This window comes from Thalassovita gelatinovora, from assembly GCF_001458355.1.
In the GTDB taxonomy this organism is placed as follows: domain Bacteria; phylum Pseudomonadota; class Alphaproteobacteria; order Rhodobacterales; family Rhodobacteraceae; genus Thalassobius; species Thalassobius gelatinovorus.
The window spans coordinates 83,874-108,272 of record NZ_CYSA01000026.1; the positions used below are offsets into that span (position 1 = coordinate 83,874).

The following is a 24,399-nucleotide window of genomic DNA, read 5'->3' on the forward strand; positions in this document are numbered from 1 at the left end:
CGCAGAGGCTTGGCCAACGCAGAGATCAAACGAAACGGAGAAACCGCAATGACCAATCCCATCGTCAAAGGCTTCTGGGATGAACCGACCGGAAGCTGGCAATATGTTTTTCACGACCCGGACACAATGAAAGGGGCGATCGTCGATCCGGTGCTTGATTTCGATCCTCTGGCTGGCGCGACCTCGACCGCGAATGCCGAGCGCCTTTTGGAATATGTGCGCGAAACAGGGGTCGAACTGGTCAGGATTCTCGATACCCATCCCCATGCTGATCACTTCTCTGCCGCGCAGTGGCTCAAGGCGCAGACTGGTGCGCCAACCGCCATCGGGGAAAAAGTGACCGGTGTTCAAAAGCTGTGGCAGGGCATCTACAACCTGCCACACGATTTCCCGACTGACGGGCGCCAATGGGACAATCTATTTGCGGATGGCGACAGTTTTCTGGTGGGTAACGTGCCGGTGGTGGTGATGTTTTCGCCGGGGCATACGCTGGCCTCGATCACCTATGTTGCGGGTGATGCGGCCTTTGTGCATGACACCTTGATGATGCCAGACAGCGGCAGCTCGCGGGCCGATTTCCCCGGGGGCGATTCTGCGGCTCTTTACGACAGCATTTCGTCAATCCTCAGCCTGCCGGAGGAGACGCGGATCTTTGTGGGGCACGATTATGCCCCGAACCGCGCGGCGCAATGCGAGGCCACGGTGGCCGAACACCGCGCGGCGAACATCCATTGGAAGAATGCTCCGTCTTCGGCCGAGTACCGTGCCCTGCGCGATGCCCGCGATGCGACCCTTCCGCTGCCCAAGCTGATGCTGGCCGCCTTGCAGGTCAACATCCGTGGCGGCCGTCTGCCGGACGTGGAAAATAACGGCCGGTCCTATTTGAAGCTGCCGCTAAACTATTTCGACAGCCGATGATCCTTGGCGGTGAAAATGCTAGCGCTGGTGCCGCCATTCAGTGGGTGTCATCCCGCTTTGGCGGCGAAAGGCCGCGACAAAAGCCGAGGTGCTCGAATACCCCAGAAACGCGGCTAGGTCCGTGCTCTTACGGCCCATCTGAAGCCCTTCCAGTGCCAACACGAAACGCATCCGGTCGCGCCAACTGCGCCAGTTCATCCCTGTTTCGTTCTGAAAAAGACGGCTGAGAGTCCGTTCACTGGAACCCGCACGCACGGCCAGCTGGGGGAGGCTGTTTGCGTCTCGGGGGTGCGCAAGAAGGTGGGACATGACATTGGCGAGTCGAGGATCACCGCTGCCGGGCAGATGCAGGTCGGGTCGATCAAGACGAGCGATTTCATCCAGCGCCACCCAACCTAGGCGGCGTCGCTCTGCGGTTGAGATCGACTCGGAGGGCCTCAGGCGGCGCGCGATGCCGCGCATCAATGGTGTTGCCCGCAGCACGGTAGGCTGGTCGGGCAAGGCAAGTCGGGCAGAGAAACGTGGGTGCAGCAGGAAGGTCTGGAATTCAATCCCATGGGCCACCTCGACTTGAGGGGCCGTCCCTGAGGGGATCCAGATGCCGAAACGATCCGGTATAAACCAACGGTCTTCGCCGACTTCCACCCGCATCAGACCTTCATAGCAGAACATCACTTGGGCCCGATCCCCGCCTTGGGCGGCCAGCTTGGCTCCTTTTTCAAGAGCGCCGGACCAAGTCGCCACGGGCAACCCCCCGTTTGGCGGAAAATCGATATGATCTGTCATATAGTTGTTATTTCACATTTCGGTCCAGCAGGATAGGTCGCAGGGAACAGAAGCGGAAGGATTGTCATGCGTCGTCTTAAAGAAATCATTGTTGTCGGAGCATTGATGCTCGCCGCATGGAGCGCCTTCAGTCTGCCCGCAGGAATGACATCCGATCAGGCGCTGACCTTTGGCATCATGCTGATCACCCTGTCACTTTGGGGAACAGGGCTGGTGCCGGGCTACGTGGCATCAACCTTTTTGTTCACGGCGCTGATCCTTGCCGGGCTGGCGGCACCACAAGAGGTCTTTTCCAGTTTCTCGTCCTCCGCGATCTGGTTGGTGGTCACGGGCTTTGTTATCGGTGCAGCGATCACTCATTCGGGGCTGGGGGGCAGGCTGGGCGCGATGGCTCGGCCACACTTGTCGAAAAGCTACGCGACGCTGATCGCCGGATTGATGCTGATTGGAATGGTGCTTGGTTTTGTGATGCCCTCGTCTCTTGGCCGGGCGGCGGTGCTGGTGCCGGTGGGTATGGCGCTGGCCGATGTGCTGGGGCTGGGAAAGGGATCGACGGGGCGGACCGGCGTGGCGGTGATCATCGCGATCGGGACCAACATGCCCAGTTTCGCAATTCTGCCGTCAAACATTCCCAATGTCATCCTGTCGGGCGTGGCAGAGCAATCCTTTGATGCGCATTTCAGCTACGCTGAATACCTGCTGCTGCATTACCCGGTTCTCGGGCTGTTGAAATCTGCGATCATCGTCGCCCTTGTACTGGGATTCTTTCCCGCACGCGTTGCGACGGGAAACGCGATACCGACGCAGACGACCGGCTCAGGCCGCCGTCAAATGGCTCTGCTGGCAATTCTTCTGGTCACGCTGGGTTTCTGGTCCACGGACCAGATCCACGGGATCAATGCTGCCTGGATCGGTTTGGGGACCTCTTTGGTGCTTATGGTGCCGCAACTTGGTTTCGTGCCGCCGCCGATGTTCAAGTCCTCGGTGGATTTCTCGATGTTGCTTTTCGTGGCCGGGGCGCTGACCCTTGGAACTGTGGTCAATACCAGCGGGCTGGGCGAAATCATCGCGGGGAAGGTCTTGTCCGCGCTCCCGTTCCAGCCGGGGAATGACTTCTTGAACTTCATCTCGCTGTCGCTTTTGGGAACAGGCACTTCGATCTTTACCACGATGGCGGGGGTGCCCGCTGTGCTGACACCGCTTGCGCCGAACCTCGCCGAGACGACTGGCTTTTCCCTGAACGCCGTGCTGATGATGCAGGTCATCGGGTTTTCAACCGTTATCTTTCCCTATCAGGTAGGACCACTGATTGTGGCAATGGGACTCGCCGGGGAAAGCACGCGACCGTTGCTGAAGGTCACGCTTGCGCTTTTCGTGATCACCTTTCTCGTTCTTCTGCCTCTGGATTTTCTATGGTGGAAGCTACTGGGTGTAATTTGAACTTCCGCAGTGAAATGGCATTCAATATTCCCTTGCGATGTGATCCCCGAAAACGGAACAGCAATAGCCTAAAGTTTTCCGCAACGAACCCCGGCAGGAACGGGTTTGGAATTGCGCTGGGCTTGGTGATACGACGAACTTAGCCTCTGGCCGGAGTATTTTGGGAACAATGAAATCCCGTCCACTGTTCCTGAAATACTCCTAGGGGTTGGGGCTGGCCCTCAATCGCGCGTCAGTGCCAGGTATCCTTGCAGATCAGCGCGGCGCGGCGGCGCGGCGCAATCGGTCATTGATGGCCCGACCCAGCCCGGTATCGGGGATCGGCGATATCGCGATGCCGTCGGGATCAAGCGCATCGAGCGCATGCAGGTGGCCGAACAGATTTGCCGCCGCTTCGGTCAGATCACCGGTTGCCGAAAGATTCAGGGCACAATCAACCGCGCCGAAGCCAAGTAGGATCTCGCCATCTCTTGGCGCGGTCACGTTCAGACGGACCTTTGCACCCGGCGCGTAATGCGAATTCAGCTGACCTGGGGCGCTGATCGGTGCGCCTTGTGCCGGGGACGCCAGTGGCTGACCCAGCACTGCTTCAATCTGTTCGCCCGCGACTCCGCCGGGGCGCAGCAATGTCGGCTCCGCGGTAAGCCCGACGATGGTCGATTCCACCCCGACCGGACAGGCCCCGCCATTGAGCACCGCTTCGATCTTGCCCGACAGCCCGTCCAGCACATGACGCGCTTTTGTCGGGCTGATCCGGCCCGAAGGATTGGCCGAAGGGGCTGCGACCGGGCCGCCGAATCGTTGCAACAGGCTTCGCGCCAGCGGATGGGCGGGCACCCGCACTGCCAGGCTTGGCAGGCCGGCGGTCACCAGCGGCGAAAGCCCGGCGTCTGGTTTCAGTGGCAGCACCAGGGTCAGCGGGCCGGGCCAGAATGCATCTGCCAGTTTTTGGGCCATGTCCGACCAGACAACGTAACGTTGCGCAGTTTCGGCATCTGCTAGATGTACGATCAGCGGGTTGAAGCGCGGTCGCCCCTTGGCGGCGAAGATTCGCGCCACGGCCATGTCATTGCGCGCATCCGCCGCCAAGCCGTAAACCGTTTCGGTGGGCATCGCGACAAGCCCTCCTGCGGAAAGGATTTCTGCTGCGCGGGACAATCCGGCAAGGTCATCGCCAAGCAGTTCGGTTCGGACAGTATTCATGGCCAATGACGCGGCGTTCCAATTGAGGTGAGCGTGCGGTTCACTACTTTGCACGGGCAAGATTAATTGAATACAGGCACCGCGACCGGAAGCCAAGCCGCATGCCAGGAGGAGACAATAATGACCTATCGTGCCCAAGTTGAGGATATCCGTTTCATCTTTGACAATGTTGCCGCCCTGGATCAGCTGCGCGGCACTGAAAAATTTGCCGAAGCCAGCGCGGATCTGACCGATGCGGTTCTCGAAGGGATGGGCAAGCTTTGCGAAGAAGTGATCTATCCGACGCTGCGCAATGGCGACCTGACCCCGGCGGTTCTGGAGAATGGCGTGGTACGAACCTCGCCCGGATTCAAGGCGGCCTTCGAGGCGATCGCCGAGGGTGGTTGGGTCGCGGTGTCGGGACCCGAGGCTTATGGTGGAATGGGGCTGCCGCTGTCACTGACCACGGCCTTCAACGAAATGATGTCATCAGCGAACATGGCGCTGGGCCTGTGCCCGTTGCTGACGCAAGGCCAGTGCGAAGCGCTGGAACATCACGGCAGCGAAGAGATCAAAGCACTGTATCTGCCCAAGCTGATCAGTGGTGAATGGACCGGCACGATGAACCTGACCGAGCCGGGGGCCGGGTCGGATGTGGGCGCATTGAAATCCAAGGCCGAACCGAATGGCGACGGTACCTATGCGATCAGCGGACAGAAGATATTCATCACCTGGGGCGACCATGATTTCGGTGGCAACGTCTGCCATCTGGTGCTGGCGCGTCTGCCCGATGGTGTCGCGGGCACCAAGGGGATCAGCCTGTTCATGGTGCCGAAATACATCCCCGACGCCGACGGCAACCCCGGCGTGGCAAATGATCTCAAAGTGGTCAGCCTGGAACACAAGATGGGCATCCATGGCAGCCCGACCGCTGTGATGCAGTTCGATGGCGCCAAGGGCTGGCTGGTCGGAGAACCGCATAACGGCATGGCAGCGATGTTCACCATGATGAACAACGCCCGTCTGGGCGTCGGTTCACAAGGCGTCGGCATCGCCGAGGCCGCCTACCAGCAGGCGCTCGACTACGCCAAGGAACGTCAGCAATTCGGGCCCATCGTCAATCATGCCGATGTGCGGCGGATGCTGTTATCGATGAAGGCAGACACATTCGCGGCGCGCTCCATCGTGATGTCTTGCGCGATTGCCCTGGACATGGCTGCGGCCACCGGGACAGCCGAGTGGCGGGCGCGGGCGGCATTCCTGACCCCGATTGCCAAGGCCTTTGCCACCGATACCGGCATCGATGTCGCCGAACAGGGCGTTCAGGTGCATGGCGGCATGGGATTCATCGAAGAAACCGGTGCGGCACAATTCAGCCGCGATGTGCGGATCACCGCTATCTATGAGGGCACCAACGGCATTCAGGCGATGGACTTGGTCGGTCGCAAGATGATGGACGGGGGCGAGGCAGCCAATGTTCTGATCGACGAAATCGAAGCCCATGCGGAAACAGCCCGCTGCACCATGCCGGAACTGGCCGAACCGGTCTGGCAGGCTTGCGAAAGCCTGCGTGAAGCGGTCGAATGGCTGGTGACACAGTCCGACATGAACACCCGGTTCGCCGGGTCGGTGCCCTTCACTCGCGCCTTTGCCCGGGTTCTGGGCGGTCATTATCATCTGAAAGCGGCGATGGCCGAAGGCGGCGAAGGGGCGCGGTCAAAATTGGCGCGCTACTATATCCGCCGGTTGCTGCCAGAGCATGAATCGCTGCTGACATATGCGATGGCCGGGGCGGATGATCTTTACGCCTTTAGTCTGGACGAGTTGGAGGCATGAGCCGCGATACCGTCGGTATACGGTATCCTTGGGCAGAGGCCCCCGAAAATGGCACGGCGATAGAAGTGGCAGAGGGCATCCTGTGGATCAGGATGCCTTTGCCGATGACGCTGAACCATGTGAATATCTATGCGCTGGACGAGGGCGATAGCTGGACCCTGATCGATTGCGGTGTGTATTCGAAAACATCATTGGCGCTTTGGGAACCCTTGCTGGCCGGGGCAATGGGCGGCAAACCGGTCGGGCGGGTTATCCTGACCCATCATCATCCCGACCATGTCGGTATGGCGGGGTGGTTCAAGGCCCGCTATGGCGCGGAAATCGCCGCTACCCGAACGGCGTTCTTGATGACCCGGATGCTGATCCTTGACGAACAGACCGAAGCCACGCCGGAATCCGTCGCATTCTGGAAAAGTGCCGGGATGGATCCTGACGTACTGGAAAAGCGGCGGCAGGAACGGCCGTTCAATTTTTCTGACATCTGTCATCCGCTGCCGGTCGGCTATAGCCGGATTCAGCAAGGTGATGTGGTCCGCGCCGGTGGCCGCGATTGGGATATTCATATCGGCCATGGCCACGCGCCAGAACATCTGACGATGTGGAGTCGCGATGACGACCTGGTGCTGTCGGGCGATCAGATTCTGCCATCGATCAGCCCTAATATCGGGGTACATCCGACCGAACCCGACGCCGATCCTTTGGGCGAATGGATGGAAAGCTGCGAACGATTGCAGCTTCTGGTGAATCAAGATCAATTGGTGCTTGGCGGTCACAAGCTGCCCTTTACCGGCGCACCGACGCGGATGCGTCAATTGCTGGACAATCATCATGGTGCCTTGCGGCGGTTGCGCGATCATTTGCAGGACCCGCGCACTGCGGCCGAATGTTTCCCGCCGCTGTTCAAGCGGCGAATTGACGGTGGCACCTATGGCCTGGCACTGGTCGAAGCGGTTGCGCATCTCAATCATCTGCATCAGACAGGAGAAGTCGCGCGTGAACGGCGCGAAGACGATGCTTGGCTGTGGCGGATGAAAGATTGAGCAATGGAAACTAAGATTTCGACGACGGCAGAGGCCCAGGAAATGTCCGCTTTGCCGCGACGACATGAAGTCCACGCCGATCCCGAAGCGCCTTGCAACACCGCCGTGCCTGTCGAAGTCACCGACACCCCGCTGGAAGAAAAAAGCCCAGCACAATGGGCCTATGAGCGGTTGATCCTCTATATCCAGAATTTCGAAGAAACATTGGATAACGAACATGAAATAGCCATGGGGTTCGCTGGTGGCGACGCCGGGGTGCTGCGGATCGAAGGTTTAGGCTTTTTCGACCCCGATATCGTCACGTTTTATGGTAGCGATGAATACGGTCTGAAAACTCAGCTGATTCAGCATGTCAGTCAGCTTAGCGTGATTCTGCAGGCGCTGCCGAAAGAACCCGAACAGGTCGAGCCAAAGCGGATCGGCTTCCGCTTGGCTGCCGATCTGGCAAAAAAGGGATAATCCGGCCCCTCCGATTGTTTTGCCGTGGTGACAGGGATGGAAAAATCCGTTAATCAAGCCGAAAACAGATACTGTGAAGGAATGTGAAAATGGCTGAACACAAGCATGGTGAAATGGACGCTCACGTTCAGGAAGAAACCTTTGCGGGTTTCGTGACTTTCGTCAAATGGTCGGTCGTTGCCATCATTGCCATTCTGATCTTCATGGCGCTGGTCAACAGCTAATACCCGGTTCCTGGAACCGGGTGCGATGATCAGGGGGTCATAATGCGTGGATTTATCCTGGCGCTTTGCGCCGTGACCGCTACGGCGGGTTGTGTCGTAAAGAAAGATCCTCCGATTGCCGACGACGTGTTGGCCAAATCGATCTATCGCCACGACGGCCCACCGGCATTGACCCTTTATACGATGGTCAACAACAGCAATGGTTCGGGTGCGCATTCATCGCTGATGATCAACGGTAGCCAGCGGGTGATCTTCGATCCCGCCGGTTCGTTTCGCAAGCACGGCATCGTGGCTCGCAATGACGTGGTTTATAATGTCACGCCCCAATTGCAGGATGTCTATGCACGGTTCCATGCCCGCAAGACATTTCATGTTGTTGTGCAGCGGATGGAGGTTTCGCCCGAAACTGCGGAGAAGGCGTTGCAGTTGGCGATGAGCTATGGCGAAGTTCCCGATGCGATGTGTTCACAAAGCACCTCGACGATCCTGTCGCAGTTGCCAGAACTGAACATCAAGCCGACATATTATCCCAATAACCTGTCCGAACAATTCAGTCAGGTTCCCACGGTCAGCACGCAGCAGCTTTACGAATATGACGACGAAGACCGGTTCAAGGCGTTTGAAACCTATGATCCCGAACGCGTTAAACAGCAGAACAATTCGTAACCGCTATCCCAGCAGATAGAGCAGGGTATAAAGACTGGCCGCGCCGGAACCGATGGCGGCCAGCACATTTTTAGTGACATATCCGACACCCAGCGTCACCAGCGCGGCAACCAGCCGGGGCAGGTCGAAATCGCCACCCGTGCCGGTCGGCCAGATCACCAAAGGCGCGACCAGCCCGGGCAACACCGCCACAGCCGTGTATCGCAAGTGCCGCAGCAGCCATTCCGGCATTACCCGGTCGCCGATCAGGCCGGTGAAGACAAAACGCAATCCAAAACTGCCAAGCCCGAGAAGGATGATCACCGTCCAAAGCGTGGTCCTGTCGATCCCTTCCATCATGCGTCTCCGTTCCGACGATCCTGCCACAGTTCGACCTGTGCCCCGATCATCATCGCGCCAAGACCGGCAACCAGAACCCCAAGGTTATAAGGAAAGAAGCTGAACGCCAGTGACAGCACGACCGAAGCCAGCGCGGCCGCCCGGTGGGCCGGGGTCCGCAACGCTGGGGCGATGATGGCAAGGAAGGTGATCGGGATGGCGAAATCCAGCGCCAGTCCCGATGGCATCGACGAACCGATCAGCGATCCCAACAGGGTGAACCCATACCACATCGGGCAAATTGGCGTGACGGTCCCCATGAAATAGGCGGTCTTATCGGCCACGCTCCAGCTTGGGTTTTCTTCATAGGCCACGATCGAACAGGCATAGCTTTGATCGACGGTAAAATAGGCGATCACCGCCCGTTTCCATAGCGGGGCCGCCCCGATATGTGGCGTTAACGAAGCCGAATACATCGCCATGCGCAGATTGACCGCAAGCGCCGAAGCCAGAACGATCGCTGTCGGTGCGTGTTCCGACATCAGTTGCAGGGCGGTGAACTGGGCCGCCCCAGCGATCACCACAACGGAAAAGGTCAGCGTTTCGAACACGCTCAACCCGGCTTCGGTGGCGACAACACCAAACAGCAGACCGAAGGGAGCGATGACAAGCAAGAAGGGCAGGCCATCGCGGAAACCTTGCCAATACGGCGAACGGGACTGAGAAGACGTCATGGATATAACACTTAATATGTAAAGAACGTCAGTCCTATCGGCGACTGGTCTAGGATGCAAACGGCAGAGCGCATTTTTTGACGCTCAGTCTAAAATCAGTCAAAAATTCCGGCAACCCGGCCCAGCAACATAAAAGCACGGGCGGTGCGGGTTTCGGACATTTCGGATATTTCAGTATCCGATGCGGCCTGTTCGAAATCTTGGAACATCTTGTCAAAGCGGCGCAGAAAATGATGCGCTGCGTCGCGGAAGATCGGATCTTGTTTCATCCGTCCCGCCGTCAGGGCCAGTGAACTGCGGTCGTGGATGCCGCCGATCTTGGCAATGGTGCGGCCGCGTTCTCCCGCCGCGAACCGGCGCCAGATTTCGGGCCGGGCCAGATCGGCGCGCATATCGTCCATATAGATGCCGTCTTGGCTGAGCAGGGTCAGAACATCCTGGCTGGCTTGGATCAACTGCGCCGCCTGACGATCCTTCAAGGCCTTGCGCAGCGCGGCGAAGCCTTCTTCATCCTCGGCGGTTTCAGGGAAATTCATCGCCCGTAGGAAATCCGCCCGCGACAGCGGCGGGCCGATTTCTTCGGCGGGGGTGCCCAATGGCAGCGGGGCCTGGTTGTCGGTGCCTTCGGGTACCGTCGGCTGCACCGTCGGGCGGATCGTCCCCGAGGCACGATCGCGGCTGCTGGTGAAGGTCGCCAAGGCGGTTTCGGTTTTCCGCTGTGCATCGGCAATTTCGTCCAGTTTGCGGGTGACGGCGGGTTCGTTGGCCAGATCGCGGCCCTGCGACTGTGCCACATATGCCTGTCGAATGGCATCAATCGCGGCTTGCAGCCGGGCGCTTTCTTCGCGCATCACTCGGCTGGACCTTGCCGCCGTCGCGCCGACCCAGATCATCGCCACCGGTAAAAAGATCACCAGAAGCGTCATCAGGAACCGTAAGCCGTCAGGCCCTTCGACTTCCACCGGGGTTTCGAGCGTCATGAAGAACCAGCCCGATACAACCATCCAGACACCGCTGAGCAGGATCGCGACAAGTTCGATTGTCGTGACCTTTGCCCGGCTGGGCTTGTCATATAGACCCAACGGCGTGATCGGGCGGCCGTTTTGCTTGTCAGCCATGTCTGGCACTCGCTACCCCTGAAATCAGGATCAAATGAATTCTATCTTCAAAACTTCGTAGGAACGTTCCCCACCGGGGGTGCGCACTTCGACGCTGTCGCCTTCTTCCTTGCCTATCAGGGCGCGCGCAATGGGCGATTTGATGTTCAGCAGACCTTTTTCGATATTGGCTTCGTATTCGCCAACGATCTGCCAGACCTTTTCTTCGTCGGTGTCTTCATCAACCAAGGTGACGGTCGCGCCGAATTTGATCGCACCTTTAAGCGATTTGGGGTCGATCACCTCGGCCAGCGAAATCACGCCCTCCAATTCCTTGATCCGACCTTCGATAAAGCTCTGCTTTTCGCGGGCGGAATGATATTCGGCATTTTCCGACAGATCGCCCAGTTCTCGCGCTTCGGCGATTGCCTGAATGATGGCCGGTCGTTCGACCGATTTCAGGTGCTTCAATTCCACCTCGAGCGCAGCAAAACCCGCGCGGGTCATCGGTAACTTTTCCATGGGGCCCTTTCCATGACGGAGCGGCGGGCGCGGAACGCCCACCGTTGATGTTTTTTAGTTCGTGTCGAATTACCTGAACCAATGCATGGGCATAATGCAAGGGGGTGGCGAAGGTAGCGGTGCGAAATATCGCCAAATATTCCGGTGGGGCAGATCGTTACGCATAGCTGACCACCTCGAATTCGATCCCGTCGCCATCGACAAAATAGAACCGTCGCCCCGGTTCGTAATCGGCATGGTTGATCGGGGTGAACCCGGCCGCCTTTACCCGCGCCTCGGTCGCGTCGAGGTCATCGACCACCACGCCGAGGTGATTCATCCCGCCGATCGTGCGGTACCGCGACCTGGTCGCCTTTTGCGGTGCGACCGGTGGGGCATAGACCGCGACATAGCTGTCATCCGATCCGACATGGATGGCATAGCCATCATCTATTGCGCCACCCTGCCATCGGATGTGCCAGCCGAAGACATCGCACAGCCATTTTGCCGTGGCTTCGGGATTGGTGACGGTGAAATTGGCATGTTCAAGATGCGTAGTCATTGGGAAACCTTAGCTGTTGATTTTCAAGATGGATTCAAGCTAATGTCTAAACCTAACTTTAGGTCAAGGAGTTAGAATTGACTAAAAACAACAGCTTGCGTCCAAAGATCGGATTGCCCATCGGGGCATTGGCGGAGCGAACTGGGTTGGCAGTGTCGGCAATTCGCTACTACGAATCGCAGGGGTTGATTTCCGCCTGGCGCAATGCGGGCGGTCAGCGCCGGTTCGAGCGTGCCGATATTCGGCGGCTGTCTTTTGTCATGATTGCGCAGAAATTTGATTTCTCCATCGCCGAAATCCGCGATGTGCTGAAGGGGCTGCCCGACGGGCGCGCCCCCACGCCTGCCGATTGGAGGCGCATTTCAAAACAGTTCCGGCAGGCGCTGGATCAGCGCATCGCGACGCTGGAAAAACTGCGCGACAATCTTGATGGCTGCATCGGGTGTGGCTGCCTGTCTTTACCCAAATGCGCTTTGTACAACGATCATGATCGCGCCCGAAGCAAAGGGCAGGGGCCGCGTTATTTGCTGGGCGACAGCCCTGAAGTCGTCGATAATGACCGTGATCGCGCGGATTTAACGCCTCGTCGCGATTGACGGACAATGCTGCAGCGCGGTAATCACGTCTGAAATTTAATTACGCGCCGGATCCAGAGGAGGGCCACCCATGTCGGAAACCGAACGGGAAGCGATGGAATATGACGTAGTGATCGTCGGCGCAGGCCCGGCGGGCCTGTCAGCAGCGATCCGGTTGAAGCAGTTGGATGCCGATTTGAACGTCGTCGTTCTGGAAAAAGGCTCTGAAGTCGGGGCGCATATCCTGTCCGGTGCGGTTCTGGACCCTTGCGGTCTTGATGCGCTGATCCCCGACTGGAAAGAAAAGGGCGCACCGCTGAACGTGCCGGTGAAAGAAGACAACTTTTACATGCTGGGCGAAGCTGGCGGGGTGCGAGTACCGAATTTCCCGATGCCACCGTTGATGAACAATCACGGGAATTACATCGTGTCGATGGCGAATGTTTGCCGCTGGATGGCTGAACAAGCCGAAGAACTGGGCGTGGAAATCTTCCCGGGCATGGCCTGTTCAGAACTGGTTTATGGCGACAAGGGGACGATCAAGGGCGTCGTTGCCGGAGAATTCGGTAAAAACCCCGATGGCACCCAAGGACCGGGATACGAACCGGGGATGGAACTGCATGGTAAATACGTGTTCCTGTCCGAAGGTGTGCGCGGCAGTTTGGCCAAGGAAGTGATCGAGCGCTACGGGCTGTCCGATGGCAAGGAACCACAGAAATTCGGCCTCGGGATGAAGGAAATCTGGGAAATCGACCCGGCCAAGCACCGGGAAGGCACCGTGACCCACACCATGGGCTGGCCGCTGGGCAGCAATGCCGGGGGCGGATCGTTCATCTATCATCTAGAAAACAATCAGGTCTATGTCGGTTTCGTGGTGCATCTGAATTACAAAAACCCGCACCTGTACCCCTACATGGAATTCCAGCGCTTCAAGCATCACCCGATGGTGGCCGAACTGCTGAAGGGCGGCAAGCGCGTCGCCTATGGTGCGCGGGCGCTTTCTGAAGGCGGATACCAGTCGATGCCGCAGATGGTGGCCCCCGGCGTGGCGCTGCTGGGCTGTTCGGTCGGCATGGTCAACGTGCCGCGGATTAAGGGCAACCACAACGCCATGCTGTCGGGCAAGGTCGCTGCCGAAGCCGCCTATAGGGCGATCCAGACCGGCCGATCGGGCGACGAGCTGCATGATTATGAAGAAGAGGTCCGCAAGGGCGCGATCGGCAAGGATCTGAAAAAGGTCCGTAACGTCAAACCTCTGTGGTCGAAATTCGGCCTGACGGCTTCCTTGGCGCTTGGCGGGTTCGACATGTGGACCAACACGCTGGGATTCTCGCTGCTTGGCACGCTTAAACACGGCAAAACCGATGCGGCGGCGACCGAACCGGCTTCGGTGCACAAACCGATCGATTATCCCAAACCGGATGGCACGCTGAGCTTCGATCGGCTGACCAATGTCAGTTTTTCCTTCACCAACCACGAGGAAAGCCAGCCCTGCCATTTGCAGCTAAAAGACCCGATGGTGCCGATTTCCAACAATCTGCCGATGTATGACGAACCGGCGCAGCGCTATTGCCCGGCAGGGGTTTATGAAGTGGTCGAAAAGGACGGCAAGCAGGAATTCGTGATCAATTTCCAAAACTGCGTCCACTGCAAGACCTGCGATATCAAGGATCCGGCCCAGAACATCAACTGGACCACGCCGCAGGGCGGTGACGGGCCGAATTACCCGAATATGTGATCCTTATCGAAAAGACCGAAAAAGGGCGCCGCTGGGCGCCCTTTTTGTTTGATGGCAGTTCTGCCCATGCAGAGAGATAAGTGCCGTTGACTGATGTCGGGCCGAATTGCCAAACGTGTGCGCGACCCGGGTGAAGAAACGTACACGCGGCCGGTCGGCACAACTTACGACCTTCTGGCCTGACATTTCGGTGATTCCCCGCCGGGGCGCGGGGTTTCCTGCCCATCTTGATTGCCTTTGCCGCTCGGCGCGTTAGTCTGTTTTTGAACGGATCAATAATCGCGGACCAAGGGTATGATGAAAAACTGGGTGACAAGTGCTGTTCTGACGATTGCCATCGGGGTCAGCGGGGTGTCACCGGTGCAGGCGCAGGGGCTTGCCGGGTCCTATCTGGCGGCTCGACAGGCCGGGATGACTGCCGATTACAAAACTGCGGCGGAATATTACGCCCGCGCTTTGGCCCGCGATCCGTCGAATCCGGCGCTTCTGGAATCGGCGGCGCAGGCGCAATTGTCGCTGGGGCGGCTGGACCGCGCCATCCCGATGGCCCGTCAGTTGGAAGAATTCGGACCAGACAGTCAGATCGCGCAGATGATCCTGATGGCCGACGATGCAGAACATGAACGGTTCGACAAGCTGGATGCCCGCAGCAATCAGGAACGCAGCGTTGGTCCCTTGGTCGACGGCTTGGTTCAGGCTTGGGCGAAGATGGGCCAAGGCCAGGTTTCGGCGGCGCTGAAAATCTATGATGACGTTGCAGAAAAACGCGGCTTGCAGGGATTTGCCCTTTATCATAAAGCGCTGGCGTTGGCCTCGGTTGGTGATTTCGAATCCGCCGAAGCGATTTTTTCAGAAAATGTCGGCACGACAATGCAAGTGACCCGGCGCGGTGCCATCGCGCATGTAGAAATGCTTAGCCAACTGGATCGCGGCGCAGATGCGGCGCAGATGATTGTCGGTCTGTTCGGCCCTGATCTGGACCCGGTGCTACGCGACATGCATGCCGTGTTGGACAAGGGCGAAAGCCTGCCCTTTACCATGGTCAGATCGCCCAAAGAAGGTGTGGCCGAAGTGTTCTATTCGGTCGCCGCAGCGCTGAGTACTGAAGCCGGGCAGGATTATACGCTGCTTTATTCCCGTGTTGCGGAATATCTGCGTCCCGATCATACCGATGCGATCCTGCTGAGCGCGGGGCTGCTGGAAGATCTGCAACGCTATGATCTGGCTGTGGACGCCTATAAGAAAGTCAGCCGTGACAACCCCGCCTTTCATGCCGCCGAACTGGGCCGCGCCGAGGCGCTGCGCAAATCCGGCCGTGTCGACGCCGCGGTCGAAGTTTTGGAACAACTGGCCAAAAGTCACGGCGATCAGGCCATCGTGAATGTCACGCTGGGCGATCTGATGCGGCAGCTTGATCGTTTCGAAGACGCGGTTGCGGCCTATGATGCCGCACTTGCGCTGCATGAAGGCACCGATCCAAGCCAGTGGTTTATCTATTATGCCCGCGCGATCTGCTATGAGCGGCTGAACGAATGGGATCGTGCGGAAAAGGATTTTCGCACCGCGCTGGACCTGAACCCCGAACATCCGCAGGTGCTGAATTACCTCGGCTATTCGATGGTCGAACAGCAGGTCAAACTGGACGAGGCGCTCGACATGATCGAACGCGCCGTCGCGGCGCGGCCCGACAGCGGCTATATCGTTGATTCGCTGGGCTGGGTGCTGTTCCGGCTGGGTCGCTATGACGAAGCAGTGCCGCATATGGAACGTGCCGCCGAACTGATGCCGGTCGATCCGGTGGTGAACGATCATCTGGGCGATGTTCTTTGGGCGGTCGGGCGCAAGCGCGAGGCGGAATTTCAATGGCGCCGGGCGCTGTCTTTCGTCGATTATGAAGATGCCGCGGGTGAAGTCGATCCCGACCGTATCCGCCAGAAGCTCGAAATCGGTCTGGACGCGGTGTTGATCGCTGAAGGGGCGCCGCCGCTGAAGGTGGCCAATGGCGAGCACTGAGACCTTTGCCTCGGCAAAGGTAAACCTGACCTTGCATGTCACCGGCCAACGGGCAGATGGCTATCATTTGCTCGATTCGCTGGTGATGTTCGCCGATTGTGGTGACCGGATTACCCTGCGCCTGTCGGAAACTGCGACGCTGACCGTGTCTGGCCCCAAAGCGTCGGGGGTGCCAACCGGCCCGGAAAACCTTGTCTTGCGGGCGGCAGGGTTGATGCGCGTCGGTGCGGAAATCGGGTTGGAAAAACACTTGCCCGCAGCGGCGGGGATCGGTGGCGGGTCATCAGATGCGGCTGCCGTTTTGTTGGCAATCCGTGATCTGACCGGGCGCATCATACCCGAACAGGGGCTGTCGTTGGGGGCTGATATTCCGGTTTGCCTGATTGGTCAGGCGGCGATTATGCGCGGGATCGGTGAAGACGTGACGGTCTTGGAAAACATGCCTACTCTGCATGCCGTGTTGATCAATCCCGGCGTGCCAGTGCCAACCGGGGCGGTTTTCCAAGGATTGTCGCGTAAGGACAATCCACCGATGGAACCGCTGCCACCAGCGCTGAATTTCGAAACGCTGATCGGTTGGCTGGGGCAACAGCGCAATGATCTGCAAGGCCCGGCCATCGTGGCGCAGCCCGCCATTGGCGATGTGCTGCGGTCGATTGCCGCCACCGCAGGGTGCAGATTGGCGCGGATGTCGGGGTCAGGGGCGACCTGTTTTGGTCTCTACGAAACCGCTGACGCCGCGACAAAAGCAGCGACCGTATTGCAACGCCCCGATTGGTGGGTGCAGCCTGTGCGGCTCAATTGATCCGCGCGACCACGTAATCGGCCAGATCGATCAGCAATTGACGTAAACTGTGATCGGGCAATTGTGACATTGATTGCTTAGCCTTGTCGGCCCAGAACAGCGCGTCCTGACGGGTGTCTTGCAACGCGTCATGCTTATTCAGCAGCACCAGGGCATGTTCCAGATCGCCGTCTTCCTGACGACCCTTTTCAATGGTTCGGGTCCAGAACGCGCGTTCCTCGGTATCTGCCTTGGCCACCGCCTTGATTACCGGCAGGGTCAGTTTCCGTTCGCGGAAATCATCGCCGACATTCTTGCCGGTGGCTTTGCTGTCGCCCTGATAATCCAGCAGGTCATCAACGATCTGGAACGCAATGCCCAAGGCATCGCCATAATCGTACAGCGCGCTGATCTCGGATTCGTGCGCTTCGGCAATCACACCACCAACCTGCGTGGCGGCCGAAAACAGCGCCGCCGTCTTGCCGCGCACGACCTGAAGGTAAATCGCTTCGTCCGTGCGCAGATCCTGCGCCGCCGTCAGTTGCAGAACCTCACCTTCGGCAATCGTAGCCGAAGCATTTGACAGAATGTCGAGAACCCGCAGATTGCCCGGTTCCACCATCAACTGAAATGCGCGGGCAAATAAATAATCGCCGACCAGAACGCTGGATTTATTGTCCCACAGCAGATTGGCGGTGGGACGGCCACGGCGTTGCCCGCTTTCGTCCACCACATCGTCATGCAGCAGGGTGGCGGTATGGATGAATTCCACCGTCGCGGCCAGATGCACGTCGAACGGTCCTTGATACCCGCATAGCTCAGCCGCAGCCAAGGTCAGCATCGGGCGCAGACGTTTGCCACCGGCATCGACCAGATGCGCCGTCACTTCTGGAATGCGCGGGGCGTGTTTAGATGCCATCCGGTCATGTATCAGGGTGTTCACAGCCTGCATTTTGGCTTCAAGATGCGTGGCCAGAAGCTCATGCGGTTTGCTGGATGCTTGATGTAAGTTCATCACAACCTCATACATGGCTCGACAAATCTGCCGCTATGCCCATATTCCCCATTATGAAACAGCTTCTGCGCACCACCGATCCGACGTCGATCGCTTTCGCCAAGGCTCTGCTTCAGGGCGAGGGTATAGACTGGTTTGAAATGGACGTAAACATGAGCGTTCTCGAAGGTAGTATTGGCATTTTGCCGCGCCGGTTGATGGTGCGGGACGAAGATCTGACAACCGGTCAGCGTATTTTACGCGACAATGGGATCGCTTTGGATGGATGATCTGACCCAGTCCCAATTTTTGGGGGGACGGGTCACGGCGTGGCAGCCCGCACGGGGATACCGCGCCGGGGTCGATCCGGTGCTGTTGGCCGCAGCGGTTCCGGGCACACCGGGGCAAACTGCGCTGGAACTGGGCTGTGGGGTTGGGGTGGCGTCGTTGTGCCTGTTGGCGCGAGTGCCGGACATGCGGATCACAGGGCTGGAAATCCAACCTTCATATGCTGCGCTCGCACGTCGCAATGCGGCCGAGTCTGGGGCCGCGTTGGAGGTGGTCGAGGCCGATCTGGCCCAATTGCCCGCCCATTTGCGCGACCGACAATTTGACCATGTGTTTGCCAACCCGCCCTATTTTTTGCGCGACGCCTCGGTGTCGGCGGCGGACCCTGGGCGCGACATCGCTTTGGGCGGTGAAACGCCGCTGGCCGATTGGGTCGAAACCGCCGCCAGACGGGTCAGGCCCAAGGGCTATGTCAGCTTTATTCAGCGGGTCGAACGGTTGCCGGAACTTCTGAGGGCGATGCAGGCGCGGCTGGGCAGTTTGCAAGTTTTACCATTGATGCCGCGCCGGGGCCGCGAATCGCAATTGTTCCTGATCCGGGGTCGAAAGGGGGGGCGGGCCGCCTTTCGTTTGCATGCGGGCATCCGAATGCATGAAGGGGATACCCATACCCGCGATCAGGAAAGCTATACTTCTGATATTCGCGCTGTGCTGCGAGATGGGGCAGCTTTGCCATTTCCCAAGTGATTTGGCCGCGTCGGGTGGCATATTTCCGCTTCTCGCTGCGCTGCGGCGTGACAGGGCGAAAAAGTTGTGGTGGACTTGTCATATTACTTTCACAGAGAGGAGACTGCCCATGCCCTTGAGTTCGCATATCGAAGAGCTGAAGAAGAAACACCTCACCCTCTCGCAACAGGTCGAAGACGCGCAGCGTGCGCCGGGAATGCCTGATGCGGAAATCTCTGCGATGAAGAAACAGAAACTGCGACTTAAGGAAGAAATCGAACGGCTGACCTCGGAATTGGTCTGATCAATTCGACAGGCTGGCGCGCGCAGCCAAGGCTGCGCCGCCGGTGATAAGCAAAGCCGCCAGTCCCAGAGACCAACTCGGGACGGCGACGCCAAAGGCCACTAGCACTAGGGTCGACAACAAAGGTGCCGCATAAGACGAAACGCCCAGCAACTGAATGTCGCCGCGTTTCACCCCGATATCCCAGACATAAAACGCCAAACCGACCGGCCCCAGTCCCAAGGCCAGCGCCGCCCCCCAGCCGATTGCACCGCTGGGCCAGACGGTGGTTTCCAGTGCCAAGTGCAATCCCGCCGACAGGATTGCGGTTGCGATGCAGAACACCGCAACGGATTCGGTGGGGGCAGTACCGACGCGGCGCGACAAGACCGAATAGCCCGACCAGGTCAATGCGCAGCCCAAAGCCAGCAGATAGCCGGGCAGCGCGGCAGAATCGAAACCTGCCTCTCCGCCGCCGATGATCAGCGCTGCCCCCAGAAATCCTAATACCCCACCCAGAAAATGTCCCGTCTTCAGCTTTTCGCCGGGCAGAAGCCCGGAAAACAGCACGATCAGCAGTGGCCAAAGATAGGCAATCAGCCCAGCCTGTGCCGGTGGGGCCAGACGCAACGCGCTGAAATACAGCGCGTGATAGCCAAACAGCCCCAGCGTGCCAAAAACGTAAACTTTGAGCGGAACCGTTTTCAGCCGGTGCAGGCTGCCGTTGGCAATCGTCCAGATCAGCCCCAGCGTCCCCCCGACGGTAAAACAGATTGCATTCAGCAATAGCGGCGGGGTCGGCGCGGTGCCGACGGTAAACAGTGCCAGCAATGCCCAAAGCAGCACGGCAATGAACCCGATGGCGGTGGCTCGTTTGCTTGTCATGCTTGGGGGATATCCTCGACCGGAATGATTTCGAACTGGTCGGATATATGTGCGGTTTTTTCGATCTCGGCAAGAAACCAGTCACGGAAGGCGGCGATCTGCGGCCGGGTTTCAGCCCCGGGTAGGCAAACAAAACGAAACCGAGCACGGGTTTCGATCGCCACCTTGAACGGAGCGACCAGACGGCCCTCCAACAGGTCCTTGATGATCATCGGGCGGCGCCCCAGTGCAACACCGGCCCCCGTCGCCGCCGCGTCGACGGCGTGATCGGCATTGGAAAAATGGGCGCCGCGGCTGGGGCTGTGATCGATGCCAACCGCCCGGAACCAGGTCGGCCAATCGCAGGGCGGGGACAGGAACGCGATCGAATCGTCGAAAATGAGAGGCGCCTGTTTCAGGCTTTCCGGTGTGGGATATTTTTGCGCCAGTTCCGGCGTCATCACCGGGGTCATCCATTCCTTGCGCACCGGCACCGAATAGAGCCCGTCATCCGCGCCATAGCCAAAGCGGATGGCGACATCGACCGCGTCCCGTTCCAGATCGACCATGCGCAGCGACGCGGCCAACCGCAATTCGATGTCCGGATGGGCACGGGCGAAATCATAAAGCCGCGGCGCCAGCCATTTCGCCGTCATTGCCGGGCCAGCAGTGACCGTCAGGGCCGTATGATCCTGTAACCGCTTGGTGGCGCGCCAGGCGGCGGTCAGGGCCTGAAATCCGTCAGATGCACCGGGGGCAAGCGTCTTTCCCGCTTCGGTCAGCGCCACCGCCCGGTTCAAGCGGAGGAACAGCGGCGCACCAAGATGCTGTTCCAGCGATTTGATCTGAAATGACAGTGCCGCAGGAGTCACATGCAATTCCTCGGCCGCCTTGGCAAAGGACATGTGCCGCGCGGCAGAATCAAACGCACGCAAAGCGGTCAAAGGGGGGAGGCGATCCGGCATATCAGTTAAGTACAGCTTAACTGTAGGTGTGAAAAGTCTCGTTTGTCAGCTTTGTTCATAAGGTGCAGGTTAAAGGCACATCAAAAACTCTTATCCAAAGAGGCCGCCATGATTGAAATCGCTCAAAACACCCGTATCGAAACCGCTTTTGCCGCTGCCCATGCCGAACGCGCCAAGGCGTTTGGCGCTGTGTTCGGCTGGCTGTTCGCCCGTCCTCCGGTTCCGCTGGCCGCAAATGGCCTTACGGAACCGTGCCGCTGATCCCTGTCGATCTTACGGCACGAAAAGGGCCGGTCCTTTGACCGGCCCTTGGTTTTTATAAGTTTGGCGCGTGTCAGACGAAGAACTGTCCGCCATTGGCCGAAATGGTCGATCCGTTGATGAAGCCAGCATCATCCGAGGCCAGGAAAACCACGCAACGTGCGATTTCTTCGGGTTCGCCAAGACGGCCGGTCGGGATCTGAGCGATGATCGAATCGCGCACTTTTTCCGGTACTGCCATCACCATTTCTGTGGCGATATAGCCGGGGCAGATCGCGTTGGCGGTGATGCCCGCGCGGGCACCTTCCTGCGCCAGCGATTTCACGATGCCCAGATCGCCGGCCTTGGTGGCGGCATAGTTGGCCTGTGCGAATTGACCCTTCTGGCCGTTAATCGAGGAAATCACGATCACGCGGCCGAATTTGCGTTCCCGCATGCCGGGCCAGATCGGGTGTACGGTGTTGAATACGCCGGTCAGGTTGGTGTCGATCACCTCGGACCACTGTTGCGGGGTCATCTTGTGGAACGGCGCGTCGCGGGTAATCCCAGCATTGGCGACGACCACGTCGATCGGGCCCAGATCGGCTTCAACCTTGGCAATGCCCGCCGTCGATTCGTCGTAATCGGCCACGTTCCACTTATAGGTCTTGATGCCGGTTTCTGCGGTAAATGCGGCGGCGGCCTCATCGTTGCCGGCGTAAGTTGCGGCAACGTCATATCCTTCGGCTTTCAGCGCTTTGGAAATAGCTGCGCCGATGCCGCGTGATCCGCCGGTGACGAGTGCGATTCTAGCCATGGGTGTCCTCCAGTCTGGCAATGCGTGTTGGTAACACTGTTACTTTGAAGTTGATGTTTTCGCAATAATATTACGTCATGAAATCTGATCTTTCGGAAGTTTTTTTGCAGTTGCGGCATTGTGCTCACGAAAAAGGGGCACCGGATGGTGCCCCTTGATATGTCGTTCTGTCTGGCATCGTCCTCTTATGGACGTTCCAAGCACATGGCCACGCCCATGCCGCCGCCGATACAAAGCGTCGCCAAGCCCTTTTTCGCCTCGCGCCGCTTCATTTCGAACAGCAGCGTGTTGAGGATCCGACAGCCCGAAGCGCCGATCGGGTGGCCGATGGCGATGGCGCCACCGTTCACGTTGACGATCGACGGATCCCATCCCATGTCCTTATTCACGGCCAATGCCTGTGCGGCGAAGGCTTCGTTGGCTTCGACCAGATCCAGATCGCCCGCGGACCAACCGGCCTTGTCCAGCGCTTTGCGCGAGGCAAAGATCGGACCGACGCCCATGATCGACGGGTCGACCCCGGCGGTGGCATAGGATGCAATCCGCGCCAGCGGTTCCAGACCGCGCTTTTCGGCTTCGTCTGCGCTCATCAACAGAACGGCGGCGGCACCGTCATTCAGGCCAGATGCGTTCGCGGCGGTGACCGACCCGTCCTTGGTGAAGGCGGGGCGCAGTTTTTGCATCGCTTCGATGGTGGCACCGTGGCGGATGTATTCATCCTTATTGACCACGATCTCGCCCTTGCGAGTCTTGATGGTGAAGGTGATCACTTCGTCGTCGAACTTGCCCGCATTCTGGGCCGCTTCGGCCTTGTTTTGCGATGCAACGGCGAATTCGTCCTGCATGTCGCGGCTGATCTGCCATTGTTCGGCGACGTTTTCCGCCGTCTGGCCCATGTGATACCCGTTGAAAGCATCCCACAATCCGTCGCGGATCATCGAATCGATGTATTTCATATCGCCCATTTTCACCCCGGCGCGCAGATGCGCGACATGCGGGCTCAGCGACATGCTTTCCTGGCCACCTGCGGCGACGATGCTGGCATCACCCAACTGGACGTGCTGTGCGCCCAAGGCGACGGCGCGCAGGCCCGAACCGCAGACCTGATTGATGCCCCAAGCTGCGCTTTCAATCGGCAGACCGGCATTGATATGGGCTTGGCGGGCGGGGTTCTGACCCTGACCCGCGGTCAGGACCTGACCAAGGATCGTTTCGGACACGTCCGATTTGTCGATGCCCGCACGGGCGACAATGGCTTCCAAAACAGCAGAGCCCAGATCATGGGCGGGTGTATTTGCAAAAGAGCCTGTGAACGAACCGACAGCCGTCCGAGCTGCGGAAACGATTACAACATTGGTCATAGTATCCTCCACCAATTTCAGGATCGAGGAGCCTCGGGGCCGAGCGGTTGTCGCGGGCCCATGACTCCTCGCCTTCTGCATCGTCATAGTTTATTCGCCGCGTTGCGGCAACCGCGCGAAAGCACCCATGGTAGGAATTGGCGCTCATCCCGCCTTTATTTGATCCTGACGCCAGTTCATATTGATCCGCGGGACGCCGAACAGATGACCCTGTAGGCAATCGATTCCGTGATCAGACAGCCACGCCGCTTCGTCGCGGGTTTCGATGCCGCAGGCCACGGTCAGCATGTCGAAATGCTGCGCGATCATTTGCAGCGCCGCGATTAGAACCTGATTGTCGGGGTCGCGATGGATCGCGCGGCAGAAATCGCCGTTGATTTTCAGGATGTCGAATCCGAATTCGCGCAGATAGCTGAGCGAGGTGATCCCGGCCCCGAAATCATCCAGCGCAAAGGCGACATTCTTGCGCCGGACATGATCCATGAACGGGGTTACCAATTCCGGAACCATCATTGCCGAGGCTTCGCTGATTTCCAGGATCAACCGTTCCCCGACCGTTGGGTCACGGGTCAGCCCGCGGTCCAGAGTTTCCATCCAGCGCGGATATCCGGCCGAACGGAGCGACATGTTGACCGACAGGCGGATATGCGGGTGATCGGCCAGAATATGCAGACCCTGTTCCAGCGCGACGCAATCGATCATCCGACCGACTTCGGTGTCTTCGACATGATCCATGAAATCGCGGGCCGGAATGACCCTTTCGGTGTCGTCGAATATCCGCATCAACCCTTCGTAGAAGGCGACCCGACTGGGATCGCCCGCTTCGACCACCGGCTGAAACGCCAGCGCCGCTTCGTTATGGTGCAAAGCATTCCTGACCATTTCCAAAACGTTCCGATCCCGCTGAAACACGGCATAGGACAGGGCGCTGTCCTGTCCGTCAGGAATATCAGCCATTTTCCCGAATTTTCTGTCCGCCATAGTCACC

Annotated in this window: 28 protein-coding genes; 15 read left to right on the plus strand and 13 right to left on the minus strand. The window is 58.7% G+C overall.

Features of this window, described 5'->3' with window-relative positions; all coding sequences use genetic code 11:
• Positions 1-48 precede the first annotated feature (48 nt).
• Positions 49-918 carry an MBL fold metallo-hydrolase gene (locus tag TG4357_RS14325; RefSeq protein ID WP_058263591.1) on the plus strand — a complete coding sequence of 290 codons (870 nt, stop codon included), beginning with the start codon at positions 49-51 and terminating at the stop codon, positions 916-918.
• Between the two features lie 18 nt (positions 919-936).
• Here TG4357_RS14325 and TG4357_RS14330 read toward each other — a convergent pair whose 3' ends face one another.
• Positions 937-1,662, minus strand: a complete 726-nt coding sequence (locus TG4357_RS14330; RefSeq protein WP_158509083.1) for a helix-turn-helix domain-containing protein — start codon at positions 1,660-1,662, stop codon at positions 937-939.
• Between the two features lie 108 nt (positions 1,663-1,770).
• On the opposite strand from TG4357_RS14330, the gene TG4357_RS14335 reads away from it, so the two are divergent.
• Positions 1,771-3,144, plus strand: coding sequence for an SLC13 family permease (locus TG4357_RS14335; RefSeq protein ID WP_058263593.1), 1,374 nt, complete (start codon positions 1,771-1,773; stop codon positions 3,142-3,144).
• Positions 3,145-3,399: 255 nt separating this feature from the next.
• On the opposite strand, the gene TG4357_RS14340 is transcribed toward TG4357_RS14335, so the two are convergent.
• Positions 3,400-4,347, minus strand: a complete 948-nt coding sequence (locus tag TG4357_RS14340; RefSeq protein WP_058263594.1) for an L-threonylcarbamoyladenylate synthase — start codon at positions 4,345-4,347, stop codon at positions 3,400-3,402.
• 120 nt (positions 4,348-4,467) lie between these two features.
• Here TG4357_RS14340 and TG4357_RS14345 point away from each other — a divergent pair, with 120 nt between their 5' ends.
• From TG4357_RS14345 to TG4357_RS14365, 5 genes are all read left to right on the plus strand, one after another.
• Positions 4,468-6,162, plus strand: a complete 1,695-nt coding sequence (locus tag TG4357_RS14345; RefSeq protein ID WP_058263595.1) for an acyl-CoA dehydrogenase — start codon at positions 4,468-4,470, stop codon at positions 6,160-6,162.
• Positions 6,159-7,202: an MBL fold metallo-hydrolase gene (locus TG4357_RS14350; protein ID WP_058263596.1), complete on the plus strand. Its 1,044-nt coding sequence runs from the start codon at positions 6,159-6,161 to the stop codon at positions 7,200-7,202. The genes TG4357_RS14345 and TG4357_RS14350 overlap by 4 nt, the downstream gene beginning before the upstream one ends.
• 3 nt (positions 7,203-7,205) lie before the next feature.
• Positions 7,206-7,661 carry a DUF6173 family protein gene (locus tag TG4357_RS14355; protein ID WP_058263597.1) on the plus strand — a complete coding sequence of 152 codons (456 nt, stop codon included), beginning with the start codon at positions 7,206-7,208 and terminating at the stop codon, positions 7,659-7,661.
• A gap of 89 nt (positions 7,662-7,750) precedes the next feature.
• A complete protein-coding gene (locus TG4357_RS14360; RefSeq protein WP_058263598.1) occupies positions 7,751-7,885 on the plus strand; it encodes an aa3-type cytochrome c oxidase subunit IV in 135 nt (44 codons plus the stop codon).
• Between the two features lie 42 nt (positions 7,886-7,927).
• On the plus strand, positions 7,928-8,551 hold the full coding sequence (locus tag TG4357_RS14365) for a hypothetical protein (protein ID WP_058263599.1): 624 nt from the start codon (positions 7,928-7,930) through the stop codon (positions 8,549-8,551).
• A 3-nt stretch (positions 8,552-8,554) separates the two neighbouring features.
• Here TG4357_RS14365 and TG4357_RS14370 read toward each other — a convergent pair whose 3' ends face one another.
• From TG4357_RS14370 to TG4357_RS14390, 5 genes are all read right to left on the minus strand, one after another.
• Entirely contained in the window at positions 8,555-8,887 is a 333-nt protein-coding gene (locus tag TG4357_RS14370; RefSeq protein WP_058263600.1) for an AzlD domain-containing protein, read from the minus strand.
• Complete coding sequence (locus TG4357_RS14375) at positions 8,887-9,603, minus strand: AzlC family ABC transporter permease (protein ID WP_058263601.1); 717 nt, start codon at positions 9,601-9,603, stop codon at positions 8,887-8,889. Before TG4357_RS14375 ends, TG4357_RS14370 begins: the two co-directional genes overlap by 1 nt.
• 95 nt (positions 9,604-9,698) lie before the next feature.
• Complete coding sequence (locus TG4357_RS14380) at positions 9,699-10,721, minus strand: hypothetical protein (protein ID WP_058263602.1); 1,023 nt, start codon at positions 10,719-10,721, stop codon at positions 9,699-9,701.
• A 30-nt stretch (positions 10,722-10,751) separates the two neighbouring features.
• Entirely contained in the window at positions 10,752-11,222 is a 471-nt protein-coding gene (greA, locus tag TG4357_RS14385; RefSeq protein WP_058263603.1) for a transcription elongation factor GreA, read from the minus strand.
• A gap of 157 nt (positions 11,223-11,379) precedes the next feature.
• Entirely contained in the window at positions 11,380-11,763 is a 384-nt protein-coding gene (locus TG4357_RS14390; RefSeq protein WP_058263604.1) for a VOC family protein, read from the minus strand.
• 77 nt (positions 11,764-11,840) lie between these two features.
• On the opposite strand from TG4357_RS14390, the gene soxR reads away from it, so the two are divergent.
• The 4 genes from soxR to TG4357_RS14410 all read left to right on the plus strand — a co-directional run bounded on the left by soxR (position 11,841) and on the right by TG4357_RS14410 (position 16,894).
• Entirely contained in the window at positions 11,841-12,359 is a 519-nt protein-coding gene (soxR, locus tag TG4357_RS14395; RefSeq protein WP_233487512.1) for a redox-sensitive transcriptional activator SoxR, read from the plus strand.
• Positions 12,360-12,429: 70 nt separating this feature from the next.
• The gene (locus TG4357_RS14400) at positions 12,430-14,076 is read left to right on the plus strand and encodes an electron transfer flavoprotein-ubiquinone oxidoreductase (RefSeq protein WP_058263605.1); all 1,647 of its coding nucleotides are present in this window, start codon (positions 12,430-12,432) and stop codon (positions 14,074-14,076) included.
• 297 nt (positions 14,077-14,373) lie between these two features.
• Positions 14,374-16,089 (plus strand): tetratricopeptide repeat protein, encoded by a 1,716-nt coding sequence (locus TG4357_RS14405; RefSeq protein WP_058263932.1) that lies wholly within the window; start codon positions 14,374-14,376, stop codon positions 16,087-16,089.
• A complete protein-coding gene (locus tag TG4357_RS14410) occupies positions 16,076-16,894 on the plus strand; it encodes a 4-(cytidine 5'-diphospho)-2-C-methyl-D-erythritol kinase (RefSeq protein WP_058263606.1) in 819 nt (272 codons plus the stop codon). The genes TG4357_RS14405 and TG4357_RS14410 overlap by 14 nt, the downstream gene beginning before the upstream one ends.
• Here the strand turns inward: TG4357_RS14410 and TG4357_RS14415 are convergent.
• Complete coding sequence (locus tag TG4357_RS14415) at positions 16,887-17,888, minus strand: polyprenyl synthetase family protein (protein ID WP_058263933.1); 1,002 nt, start codon at positions 17,886-17,888, stop codon at positions 16,887-16,889. The two genes, TG4357_RS14410 and TG4357_RS14415, sit on opposite strands and share 8 nt — an antisense overlap.
• A gap of 53 nt (positions 17,889-17,941) precedes the next feature.
• On the opposite strand from TG4357_RS14415, the gene TG4357_RS14420 reads away from it, so the two are divergent.
• The 3 genes from TG4357_RS14420 (at position 17,942) to TG4357_RS19140 (ending at position 19,185) form a co-directional block, all read left to right on the plus strand.
• A complete protein-coding gene (locus TG4357_RS14420; protein WP_058263607.1) occupies positions 17,942-18,157 on the plus strand; it encodes a putative signal transducing protein in 216 nt (71 codons plus the stop codon).
• Positions 18,150-18,902 (plus strand): tRNA1(Val) (adenine(37)-N6)-methyltransferase, encoded by a 753-nt coding sequence (locus tag TG4357_RS14425; protein ID WP_233487514.1) that lies wholly within the window; start codon positions 18,150-18,152, stop codon positions 18,900-18,902. The genes TG4357_RS14420 and TG4357_RS14425 overlap by 8 nt, the downstream gene beginning before the upstream one ends.
• A gap of 109 nt (positions 18,903-19,011) precedes the next feature.
• Positions 19,012-19,185 (plus strand): YdcH family protein, encoded by a 174-nt coding sequence (locus TG4357_RS19140; RefSeq protein ID WP_074646725.1) that lies wholly within the window; start codon positions 19,012-19,014, stop codon positions 19,183-19,185.
• On the opposite strand, the gene yddG is transcribed toward TG4357_RS19140, so the two are convergent.
• Both yddG and TG4357_RS14435 read right to left on the minus strand, forming a co-directional pair.
• Entirely contained in the window at positions 19,186-20,049 is an 864-nt protein-coding gene (gene yddG / locus TG4357_RS14430) for an aromatic amino acid exporter YddG (RefSeq protein WP_058263609.1), read from the minus strand.
• Positions 20,046-20,993, minus strand: coding sequence for a transcriptional regulator GcvA (locus tag TG4357_RS14435; protein ID WP_058263610.1), 948 nt, complete (start codon positions 20,991-20,993; stop codon positions 20,046-20,048). Before TG4357_RS14435 ends, yddG begins: the two co-directional genes overlap by 4 nt.
• 108 nt (positions 20,994-21,101) lie before the next feature.
• On the opposite strand from TG4357_RS14435, the gene TG4357_RS19555 reads away from it, so the two are divergent.
• Complete coding sequence (locus TG4357_RS19555; RefSeq protein ID WP_158509084.1) at positions 21,102-21,254, plus strand: hypothetical protein; 153 nt, start codon at positions 21,102-21,104, stop codon at positions 21,252-21,254.
• 73 nt (positions 21,255-21,327) lie between these two features.
• Here TG4357_RS19555 and phbB read toward each other — a convergent pair whose 3' ends face one another.
• The 3 genes from phbB to TG4357_RS14450 form a co-directional block, all read right to left on the minus strand.
• On the minus strand, positions 21,328-22,050 hold the full coding sequence (gene phbB, locus TG4357_RS14440) for an acetoacetyl-CoA reductase (protein WP_058263611.1): 723 nt from the start codon (positions 22,048-22,050) through the stop codon (positions 21,328-21,330).
• A gap of 185 nt (positions 22,051-22,235) precedes the next feature.
• Positions 22,236-23,411, minus strand: a complete 1,176-nt coding sequence (locus TG4357_RS14445; protein WP_058263612.1) for an acetyl-CoA C-acetyltransferase — start codon at positions 23,409-23,411, stop codon at positions 22,236-22,238.
• Between the two features lie 144 nt (positions 23,412-23,555).
• Positions 23,556-24,392 carry an EAL domain-containing protein gene (locus tag TG4357_RS14450; RefSeq protein WP_058263613.1) on the minus strand — a complete coding sequence of 279 codons (837 nt, stop codon included), beginning with the start codon at positions 24,390-24,392 and terminating at the stop codon, positions 23,556-23,558.
• Between the last annotated feature and the right edge of the window lie 7 nt (positions 24,393-24,399).